This window comes from Streptococcus sp. HMSC073F11 (assembly GCF_001810785.1).
In the GTDB taxonomy this organism is placed as follows: domain Bacteria; phylum Bacillota; class Bacilli; order Lactobacillales; family Streptococcaceae; genus Streptococcus.
The window spans coordinates 597,120-608,171 of the sequence record NZ_KV802690.1; the positions used below are offsets into that span (position 1 = coordinate 597,120).

The 11,052-nt window shown below is 42.0% G+C and carries 7 protein-coding genes; 1 reads left to right on the top strand and 6 read right to left on the bottom strand.

The features are described from left to right. Nucleotides 1-25: 25 nt before the first annotated feature. From HMPREF2764_RS04545 to HMPREF2764_RS04565, 5 genes are all read right to left on the bottom strand, one after another. Nucleotides 26-1,204 (bottom strand): hypothetical protein, encoded by a 1,179-nt coding sequence (locus HMPREF2764_RS04545; RefSeq protein ID WP_070527524.1) that lies wholly within the window; start codon nucleotides 1,202-1,204, stop codon nucleotides 26-28. A gap of 17 nt (nucleotides 1,205-1,221) precedes the next feature. Further along, on the bottom strand, nucleotides 1,222-4,872 hold the full coding sequence (gene addA, locus HMPREF2764_RS04550) for a helicase-exonuclease AddAB subunit AddA (RefSeq protein WP_070527527.1): 3,651 nt from the start codon (nucleotides 4,870-4,872) through the stop codon (nucleotides 1,222-1,224). Beyond that, a complete protein-coding gene (rexB, locus tag HMPREF2764_RS04555) occupies nucleotides 4,869-8,144 on the bottom strand; it encodes an ATP-dependent nuclease subunit B (protein ID WP_070527530.1) in 3,276 nt (1,091 codons plus the stop codon). The genes addA and rexB overlap by 4 nt, the downstream gene beginning before the upstream one ends. A gap of 106 nt (nucleotides 8,145-8,250) precedes the next feature. Continuing rightward, nucleotides 8,251-8,670, bottom strand: a complete 420-nt coding sequence (locus tag HMPREF2764_RS04560) for an EVE domain-containing protein (protein WP_049484456.1) — start codon at nucleotides 8,668-8,670, stop codon at nucleotides 8,251-8,253. Next, nucleotides 8,663-9,124, bottom strand: coding sequence for a MarR family winged helix-turn-helix transcriptional regulator (locus tag HMPREF2764_RS04565; protein WP_070527533.1), 462 nt, complete (start codon nucleotides 9,122-9,124; stop codon nucleotides 8,663-8,665). Before HMPREF2764_RS04565 ends, HMPREF2764_RS04560 begins: the two co-directional genes overlap by 8 nt. Before the next feature lie 146 nt (nucleotides 9,125-9,270). On the opposite strand from HMPREF2764_RS04565, the gene HMPREF2764_RS04570 reads away from it, so the two are divergent. Then, entirely contained in the window at nucleotides 9,271-10,080 is an 810-nt protein-coding gene (locus tag HMPREF2764_RS04570; RefSeq protein ID WP_070527537.1) for a Cof-type HAD-IIB family hydrolase, read from the top strand. 95 nt (nucleotides 10,081-10,175) lie between these two features. Here HMPREF2764_RS04570 and aguB read toward each other — a convergent pair whose 3' ends face one another. After that, the gene (gene aguB, locus HMPREF2764_RS04575; protein ID WP_070527540.1) at nucleotides 10,176-11,051 is read right to left on the bottom strand and encodes an N-carbamoylputrescine amidase; all 876 of its coding nucleotides are present in this window, start codon (nucleotides 11,049-11,051) and stop codon (nucleotides 10,176-10,178) included. Nucleotide 11,052 lies beyond the last annotated feature (1 nt).

The window sequence follows — 11,052 nt, forward strand, 5'->3', positions numbered from 1 at the left end:
AATGCTATGTCTTATATATTTAGTTTTAGATGAGTATTCGAGATAAAAATGGGACTATACAATTTGTTAGAATTCCTTCTATCCAGCTTTCTTGTGCTGAGGAGATTTGTTCTGCCTGGAGGCTTTCTTTTAGAAAATCGCGGACTTGTTCTGGTGAGATTTCAAACTCAAAGGCTTTCATTTTATAGAAAAAGTCGAGCAGATGGTCGGACAGGTATTCAGTTGAAAAGGGCACTTCTCCGCTTTTTCGATATTCTAATAAAAGCCGAGCAAATCTAGATTTTTCTTCAGGAAGCTCACGAAAATAGGAATTGAGGAGCCAGGTTTGCTTCTGCTTTCTTTCAATTGGATCCTGACTGGCTATTCGTTGGTCTTTTTCCAGCTCTTTTTGGTATTGTTTGGCCTTGATAGCCCGTTCTGTTCGATTTTTACCAAAAAGTATTTTCTCCCACTTGCGTTCTTCTTGGGTAAGAGTTTCTGTAAAGCCAAAGTAATCCTGATAAGCACGCTCTGCTGGTCCCATGGCTAGGACCAGATTGTCTGCATATTGCTTGGCGATTTTATCTCTTTTCTTACGCTCTTTCTCTGCCTGGATACGTAGTTCTTGTTCGTAGTCGATTTTTTCCTTTCCTAGCTTGACAAGGTAGAGTTGGTCATCTGGTTTTCCTAGTAAAAAGGGTTTGATACACTTTTCAAGAACTTCTTCCATGCGAGCCTTTTTCTTTGGCTCAGCCTTGGTCCAACTGCCTCCCTGAAAGACTTCTAGGAAGAGTTGGTAGTCTCTCTCAGGTGTAAATTGATTGCCACGATTGGGTTTAAAAACACCTTTTTCCCAGAGCCACTTCAGAAGACGCTCGTCAAAGTCACTCTTATTGACCTTGATTTTTTCCTTTTTCTGGGCTTTTCTGGTCAGATTTTCAACCTTTCTGAGTAGTTTTTCTTCCTCCTCCAATTGCTGGTCAAGGGTCAATCGATGAAAGTGTCTGACGCAGTCGCTACCAATCGGAAAGAGGCGTTGACCTGTGACACCGTTAAAGAGTTCGTAGGCGTACTTGATGGCATTTCCACAGACACAATTGCTACGGCCGATACCGTTAAAAATCAAGGAAACTTCATTCCATTCCTTGGTAGCTTGTTCCCAAGTATTAGCTTTTGAAGCCTGTAAAACCGCATCGTGCAGGGATTTTCTAACTGGAAGTGTCATGAGGTCTCCTTTCTAGATTATACTTTTACAACTTGAATCTCGTCTTTACCGAGTAAAATCAAGTATTTGTCAATATTTTCAATCGAATAGGCTCGTGATAAGGCCTCTCCATAAAGGGCTAACTGACCATGATAGCGAGCAATGAGTTGACTTGGCTCATCATAGCGGTCTGTCTTATAGTCGAACAGAATGATTTTATCTTCGTAAAGTAGATAGCCATCAAGGATACCACGGACAACAAAGTCTTCCTGACTCTTTTGGTCTCGTTTGAGCATGGAGAAAGGTTGCTCGCGATAAAGATGGTTGCTATTAGCGAGAATTTCCTGACCGAGTGCTGTGTCAAAGAATGCAAGAATTTTAGCAAGATTAATCTTGTCTCTGACAGCTGGGCTGGTTTGAACTTGTTTGAGAGTTTCTGTCAGGCTAGCAAGCGTTGGTCGCTGGCTGAGATCAATTCTCTGCATGAGTTCGTGGGTAGCACTACCAATCTCAGCTCCTGTTACCTTTTCTTTGGTTGAAAAATCTGGCAAATCAAAGTTGATTTTCTTGTCTACTGACTGGCCTTGACCTGCAATCTCGACACCTTCCATATCCATAACTGGTTCGTAGAATTTCTTGATTTGACTTGGGGTTTGAACACTAGGAAGTTCAATGGCTGCACGGTGAAGAGTATTATATACTTCCACCTCTTTCAGCATTTCAAGGGCTTCTTTGATGGTTTCTGACTGACGATTGTCTGCTTGGGAGCTATCTTGTAGAGGGCTCTTGTTTTCCAACTCTCCGATAGCTTCTCTGGTCAGCTGATCTTCACCAACAAAACGATAGCTAAAGTTGAGATGATCCTTGGCAAATACTTTACTGATAGCCCAAATCCAATCTTGGAAATTCTTGGCTTGCAGTCTAGTGTTGCTATTTAGTTTTCCATTTTTAGCTGCTGGGTATTCCTTGGCTTCCAGCTTTTCACGAGAACCCTTACCGACAAGATAAAGCTTTTTCTCAGCTCGCGTCATGGCAACATACAGCAGACGCATTTGCTCTGAATAACTTGCCAGCTGTAATTCTTCTTCGTTCTGTCTATAGGTCAGGCTAGGAATAGAGAGCTTGATGGTTTTAGGATAGTGATCTTCCACTGCTCCTGTCTCCATTTTGGCAATATATTTGACACCAAGACCATTCTGACGACTGAGAATGACTTCTGACATAGAGTCTTGCTTGTTGAAATCTTGATCCATATTGAGGATAAAGACGTAAGGAAACTCTAGTCCTTTACTCTTGTGGATAGTCATGAGCTCTACTGCATCTTTTGGCGGTGCGACGGCCACGCTTGCAAGATCGTGCTTGGCTTCTAAAACTTGGTTAATCATACCAATAAAACGAGACAAGCCCTTGAAATTGCTCTTTTCAAATTGATCAGCACGCAGTGCTAGGGCATAGAGATTGGCCTGTCTAGCAGGACCATTTGGCAAAGCCCCAACATAATCGTAGTAAAAACGGTCGTTGTAAATCTTCCAAATCAAGTCATAGAGGGAGTGGGTTTTGGCATACAAGCGCCAAGAAGCCAAGATATCCATGAATTGCTTTAGTTTCTCAGCTAGAGCCGAGTGAATCAAGTTTTTCTGGCTGCTTGCCTGTTTTTGAGCATTTACTAGTTTCTCATAGAGATTTTCGTGGACTTTGTCCTCATCTTTCTGGAGGGACAAACGTGCTAGCTCGTCCTCATCAAAGCCAAACATTGGAGACTTCATAAGAGCAACCAAGGCATAGTCTTGCAGGGGATTATGAATGACACGAAGGGTGTCTAGCATGACTTGTACTTCTAGGGATTGGAGATAATTGTTTTGCTCTCCGTCAGTTTTGACTGGAATCCCATACTCAGACAGGGCGAGGAGAATCTGGTCATTACGACTGCGACTGGAGGTCAGAAGGGCAATTTCTTTAAAAGCAACACTTTTTTCCTTATGGAGTTTAAGAATTTCCTTGATAACCAGACGCATTTCGCCTGTTAGTTTCGTTTCTGTTTGACTCTCTTCTTCCTCACCTGTATCGTCCTTGTCGTAGAGGAGAAATTCTGCTTTGTTATCTGGATTGGGAGTCAGTTTGGTATTGGCAAAAACAAGCTGGTGCATGCTGTCATAGTTGATTTCACCGACCTCTTGGTCCATGAGACGTTTAAAAACATCATTGGTTGCTGATAGCACTTCTGAACTACTACGGAAATTTTCTTTGAGTAGAATCAGCTTTCCTTCTTTGGAATCTTGCGCATAGCGTTGGAATTTCTCATTGAAAATCTGCGGGTCTGCCTGACGGAAACGGTAGATGGACTGCTTGATATCTCCCACCATAAAGCGATTGTGACCATTAGACAGCAATTCCAGCATCCGTTCTTGAATATGGTTGGTATCCTGATACTCATCAACCATGACTTCATGGAAGCGCTCCTGATAAGCCTCACGGACTTGCGGAAAATTCTCTAAAATCTCAATGGTGTAATGGCTGATATCAGCGAATTCAAAGGCATTTTCCTGGCGTTTGCGTTCACGATAAGCTTCCACAAAATCACTCATGAAAGACTGGAAGGTTTTAGCTAGCTCCCAAGTGTCTCCATGATAACGTTCTTGATAATCGAGAATGGTTATCTGGTCTGCTAGTTGTCCTAGTTTAGCAAACTGGGTCTTTCTCTCTTCATTGTAGGCATCGACCAGTGGTTTCAAATCAGCCTTGCGACTGGCATTTGTCAGAGCTCGGCCGTTTTTCTCCTTAGAGATGGAGACAACACGCGCAAGCACTGCCTGATAAGCCTGACTATCGGACTCTTGATTTAAGGAGCCAATTTCATCCAGAACTAACTGAACATTTTCTAAATAAGCAGCCTTGGGAAACTCCTTGGCATCATTATCCAGATGATAACGGAAGAAACTTTCCAAATCCCAAAGGGATTGTTTGATCTGCTCAGTCAGTTTTTCTTTTTCACTGGTAAAATCAGCTTTTTCAAAGCCTTTAAGGAAAGATTCACTCAGCCAATTCTGAGGATTACTGGTGGATTGGAGGAAGTCATAAATTTTGTAGACTTGCTGGCGCAGACCCCGTTCATCTTTTCCACGTCCAGCAAAATTTTTCAGCAAATGACTAAACTTTTCTTTATGTTTATCTTGGTAATGAGCTTCAAATACCTCATGAAAGACTTCGTTTTTTAGAAAGAGTTGCTCGCTTTGGTTTTGTAAAATACGAAAATTAGGCGCAATGTCAAGCAGATAGCCATGTTTGCCAAGGAATTTTTGTGTGAAAGAGTCCATGGTACCAATGGAAGCGTTGGGTAGGTCTGCCAACTGGCGACCCAAGTGTTGTTTGAGGTCAACGTCATCGCTTTCTTGGATTTGTTGGCTGATTTTTTTCTCCAAACGTTCCTTAAGCTCAGTGGCTGCCTTAACGGTAAAGGTTGAGATGAAGAGTTGAGAAATTTCGACACCACGAGCTAACTGATCCAGAATACGCTCGGCCATGACAAAAGTCTTCCCAGAACCAGCAGACGCTGAGACAAGGATATTCTGACCAGAAGTGTAGATGGCTTCAATTTGCTCAGCAGTTTTCTTTTGTTCCTTGCTCGAATTTGCTTCTGCATCTTGCAGTTTTTGAATTTCCTCCTCAGTTAAAAAGGGAATAGGCTTCATCGATTCAACTCCTCTCTTATTTTTTCAAACCAAGCTTGCTTGAGTTTTTCTCCGACCAGACGCTTGCCATCAGCTAAGGCCAACTTTTCTAGGAAACGGGCTTGACCCAAGTGGTAATTGGCTTCAAATCCTGTAATAGCCTGATGTTGCTGAACATACGGTGCAATACTTCTGCCATTTTCGGTATAAGGATTAATGGCGAACTGACCTTCTAAAATCTTCTCAGCTGCTTTCTTGTAAAGTTGGGCATTGTAGTCCAGTAGGAGCTGGAATTCCTCATCCGTCAGCTGATTAGCCTTGTTTTTATTGTAAAATTCACCTAAATGACTGCTTTCTTTTTCTAAAAAGAGCCCTTGGTATTTCATTGATTTGCTGGCTTCTACTACTGCACCTGCCAGACTTTTAACGGCCATCAGAGATTGAACAGGCTCAACCATTTCCAAGTACATGGCACCGAAAAAGTTCTCCTCCCCTTCTCTTTTTAGGGCAGCTAGATAGGTTGGTAACTGGGAATTGAGGCCATTGAAGAAATGAGGAAACTGGAACTGAGTTAGACTAGACTTGTAGTCTATTACTCCTATCGCCCCATCAGCTTTCAAGCGGTCAATGCGGTCAACCTTACCTCGTACAAAGACACTCCGACCATTGTCCAATTGAATAAAGGCTTGGTCTTTTCCACCAAAATTTGCCTCTTCTTTGATGGTTTCAATAACTGGATTATAGCGGAGAATATGTCCGGTCGTCCGTGCTACATCAAGCAGAACTTCCTTGGTAAATTGGGCTTCTAAACTTTCTTGATAAATAGCTTCAAATTCGCGTTCTTGACTGGTTTCTTGGATAGCTTGTTCTAAACGTTGGTCAAAGGAGTCTTCATCAGATAACTGCAAGGCCCGTTCAAAGATACGGTGCAAGAAATTTCCGTGACTACGAGCATCAGGACGCAAACGTAATTCTTCTTGCAAGCCTAAAACGTAGCGGAGGAAATAACTGTATTCATTGCGATAAAATTCCGTCAAACCAGAGGTAGAGAGGTAAAACTCCTGATCAGTAGGATAGAGAGCCTGTAAGGTATCCTTGGTCAACTGCTTACTGCTTGGACTGGTTGGGAGGGCTGGATTTTCCAGACCTTGCTGTTCTAGTTTTTTACCCATGACACGCGCCAGAACCTTAACAAAGGTCAAATCTTGCTCAGTATCGCTCATCTCCCCCTGCTGGTGATAAGAAACCAGACTGGACAAAAGACTGTGATAGGATCCCATATCTTCCTTAGACAGCCCCTTGTGATTCATCCTCTTCTCTTTCCTGCTAAATCCAAAATGGACCAGTTCTTGAAGATAGGCTGATTCCTTACTTTCACTTTCATTAAAAAGGCTTGGAGCTGACAAGATTAACTCTTTACGAGCAGAATTAACCAAGGAAAGCATAGTGTAGCAATTTTTCTTGAGATTCTCACTGCTGGCAATCAGTAACTGTGCTCCCTCTTCTGTCGCTTGGTTTAGGCTCTGTCTTTCTTCGTCTGTCAAAAGACTGGTATTCTGCGCGATTTTTGGTAAATTGTCCTGAGTCAGCCCAATGGCATAGACAAAGTCAGCCGTTAAGGGCGCAATCAAATCGTAACTCTGCACCAGAACGGTGTCTACTGTCGCTGGAATGGTGCGATACTGAGATAGACTCATACCGGAATGAAGCAAGGCTAGGAAGTCCTCTAGACTAACCTGTGAACCAGCAAAAACTGTAGCAAATTGTTCTAAAACATGACAGAATGCCTTCCAAACTTCAGCTTGTCTTTCTTGTTCAAGAGTTTCCATAGTAGCTGTCAAATCTTGCAGTTGCTTGGTCACCGCTCCTTCTTTTAGAAAGACATTCCACTTTTGCAAGAGATTTTCAGCCTTCTGTTTTCGACTGGAAAACAGGGTTTCAAGTGGTGCTAAAATACGCGGACGAAGAGCATTTAAACGCCCTAAATCAAATTTTCCATGGTGGGCCTTGGTGAAGGTTTGCTGAAAGTCTGGCAAGCCATTGATACCAAGATAACGGATATATTGCTCAAAAGCATCAATATCCGCTTGGCTAAGGTCAGTATATAAACCAGTTCTGAGGAGATTAATCAAATCTTCCTGACGGAAACGATAGCGTTTCAAAGCTAAAATAGATTCGACAAACTGTGTCAAGGGATGATGGGCCATGGATTCGCTTCTACCAAGATAGAAAGGAATCTGATACTGGTCAAAAATAGTTTTAAGGGATAATTGATAAGAAGACACATCTCCCAAGAGAATACGAAAATGCTTGTAACTCAGGTCGGAGTTCTCATGCAATTTCTGACGGATACTACGGGCAACTAACTCCAACTCTTCCTTTTGTGTCAAACAAGACCAGATTTGAAGATTTTCCCGGTCCTTATCATCGACCTCCAAAGTGAGTTCTGAAAAGTCATAAGAAGACTCCAACAATCGAGAGGCCTTGTCAAAACTATCCATCTTTTCATGAGTTTGAGAACAATCCAGAGCAGGAGTTTGGTATTTAGAGGCTAGATGATGGAGAAACTCCACACTGGCTTGGTAGAGATTGCCTTCGCTAAAAGCGCTAGTATAGGCTTTCTTACTAGCATAGGCTCCAATGACAATCTCAACACCCTTACCATGAAGTAGGTCCACAATTCGCTCTTCCTCAGCAGAAAAACGGGTAAATCCATCAATAATCAAGGCTATTTGAGTAAAATCACTACTTACCTTGTCATTCTCAATAGCCTCAATCAAATGGGATAACTGACTTCCCTGAGCCAACTGACCTTGATTGAGGTAGGCCGTTACCTTCTCAAAAATCAAGACTAAATCGGCCCTCTTGTCCTCATCCGTCAAACTCTCCAAGTCCAAAAAAGTCATCTGAGCTTTGGTCATCTCGTGGTACAATTCAATCAACTGCTGGATAAATTGAGGATCCTGCTTGATAGCTCCATAAACACGTAAGTCCCTGGGATCAAGTTCGGTGAGGCATTTGTAAAAGGCCATCCCAAGACCGATGTCATCTAGACTAGTCTTGGCAGGCAAGTCATTCAAAATCAGGTAACGAGCCATTTGAGCAAAGCGCGTGACGGTAATCGCAAAAGAAGCCTGCTGGGACAAGCATTCCAGCACGGCGCGTTCCTTTTCAAATGAAAGAGAGTTGGGGGCGATGTAGAAGACCCGCTTGCCCACAACAACTAGCTCCTCCGCCTCTCTGGTTAGGATTTCTGTTAAAGAAGTCCGAATATCAGTATAAAGTAATTTCATCTCTGCCTCGTTTGGTTTATCAAAGTTTCTTACTCTATTATAGCAAAGTTCGCTTCACAGTCCAAATCCAAAATTCTTGTTGATAATCATTTAACTAGCAAATCAATCATGCTTCATCATCCACTTTCATATGCTGAAAGATATAGAGGAAAAAGTCTTTGGAAACTTCAAAATGTCCATAACGAAGTCGAGAAGTATAGTCTCTCCATTCAGGATGTTGTCTGGCTATTTCTATAGAACAATCTTTGACTGGCAGATAATACTCGACATTTCGTCTAAAGGGAAAGAATCCTTCAAATTGCTCTACTTGATAGGCTTTGTCATCTATAATTTTACCTACGGCCACAAAAGCCTGTAACTTATCTTGACCATTCATATCGTATTTTGGACTATAGTATAAAAGATAGTCACCTTTTTTCATACGGTTTAAGGGGCCGCCCTTTCCATGACAGACCTGACAAAAATTTCCCTCAACTCCTCTTAAAACATGGTTCTTTGAAACAACTCCAACCCAATATCTAGGCATTTTTTTCCTCCAACTCTACCAACATGCGATTAAAAACTTCTCTATCGTTAGATAGTTTTTCAAAAAATTCTTCATCAACACCTTCTACTAAAGGTAAAGCTTGATTGACCTTCTCCGCGCCAGACTTCGTCACTGAGACAAGTTTTGCCCGACTATCCTTTGGATGTTGATCACGTCTAATGTAGTCCTTCTTCTCCAGTAGTCTAACAATCTGGGAAACCGTCATGACATCCATACCAGTGAACCGAGCGATATCAACTTGCGTTACATATTTTTCTCTATTAGACAAAAACAAGAGCGAGGTTAAAACGATAAATTGAGGCAAAGTAAGACCAACCGATTTCAAAACTCTTTTTAAATTGCTTTCCCACTTGTTGTAGATTTTGATGAAAAGAAGGCCTGTAGATTCTGTTTCATCATTTTTGTAAATTGAATTAAAGTGATACTTTGACATTTTTTCTCCTTAAATATTAAGTATACATATTATATAAGATTTTATTTTCTTTTTCAAGAAAAGGAAAGTCAAATGTTATAATTCTGTCGGACATTTCATAGTCTATATGCTATAATAAAAGCAAAACACATAGAAAAGGAAGTCTTATGATTAAACTACTAGCCTTGGATATGGATGGAACCCTCCTCAATGAAGCCAAGGAAATCCCACAAGCCCACATTACTGCCATTCACCAAGCTATCGAAAAAGGGGTCAAATTGGTTCTCTGTACGGGTCGCCCGCTTTTCGGTGTCCTCCCCTACTATAAAAAACTAGGACTTGACCTCCAGAATGAGTATGTCATCGTCAATAACGGTTGTTCAACCCATCAGACCAGCGACTGGAGTCTAGTTGACTGGCAAGAACTTAGTCCAGCTGACATCGAATATCTCTATGACCTAGCAGAAAAAAGCAACGTCCAGTTGACTCTTTTTGATGAGGAGCATTATTTTGTCCTCGGTGGCAAACCTAATCAAATCGTTCAAAATGATGCCAAGCTCGTCTTTTCAGACCTGACTGAAATTTCTATTGAGGAAGCGACTAGTGGCAAGTACCGTATGTTCCAAGGGATGTTTTTGGGGACAGAGAGCCAAACAGACGATTTTGAGAAGCGTTTTTCTGGGGAACTCTGTCAACGATTTAGCGGTGTTCGTTCACAGCCTGTCATTTACGAAGCCATGCCACTTGGAACGACAAAGGCTACTGCTCTTTCACGACTAGCAGCGATTTTGCAGATTGATTCCTCAGAAATTATGGCCATGGGCGATGCCAATAACGATATCGAAATGCTCCAGTTTGCAGGCCTTGGTATTGCTATGGGAAATGCTAGTGATCATGTCAAATCTCTTGCCAATGATATTACAGCAAGCAACGAAGAAGACGGCGTTGCGCGTGCTATTGAGAAATATATTTTATAAAAAAGAAAAGCAAATAGGCAGAAGTTACTGCTATTTGCTTTTTTTATCATGACAGTCGTCAGATATTCTAAAATTTGTAAATATAGATTTGCCTACTAGTTCGTAATTCGTTGATACATTTCTGGTCTTCTATCTCGAAACAAGCCCCAGTTTAGGCGTTCTCTTGCTCCCTTGTCTAGGTCATAAGTTGCTAACAGAACAGCTTCAGCTTGTCTTTCAGCTTGCTCTAGAATAGCTCCTGTTTCATCCGTCATAAAGGAGGAACCGTAGAAGTCAAGACTGGAACTCTGTCCGCCATTTTCCTCACTTGGAGCGACTTCTTCCAAGCCATAACGATTGGCTGCGATGACTGGAACAATATTTGCTGCTGCGTGTCCTTGCATGGTACGTTGCCAATGACCACAACTATCCGTATCCAAAATTGGCTCTGAACCGATAGCTGTTGGATAAAAGAGCAATTCTGCCCCATTTAATGCGAGACAGCGGGCTGTTTCAGGGAACCATTGATCCCAACAGATACCGATCCCAATCTTGGCATAGCGAGTATTCCAGACCTTGAAACCAGTGTTGCCAGGTGTGAAATAGAACTTTTCTTGATAATAATGGTCATCTGGTATGTGAGTCTTTCGATAAACGCCCAGCACTTCCCCATCTGCATCAATAACGGCAATAGAGTTATACAAGACATTGCCATCTTTTTCATAGAAACTAATCGGTAAAACAACCTGTAGTTCCTTAGCAATCACCTTAAAATGCTGAATAGCTGTATTGTCTGTCACCGACTGGGCGTGCTGGTAGTAGTCATAGTGGCGTTCCTGACAGAAATAGGGGCGTTCAAACAACTCGGGCAAGAGAATAATTTGTGCGCCTTGTTCTGCAGCCTGACGTACTAAACGCTCTGCTGTTTGAATATTTGTTGCCACATCCTTAGCGCATTGCATCTGAATGGCTGCAACTCTTACATTTCTCATC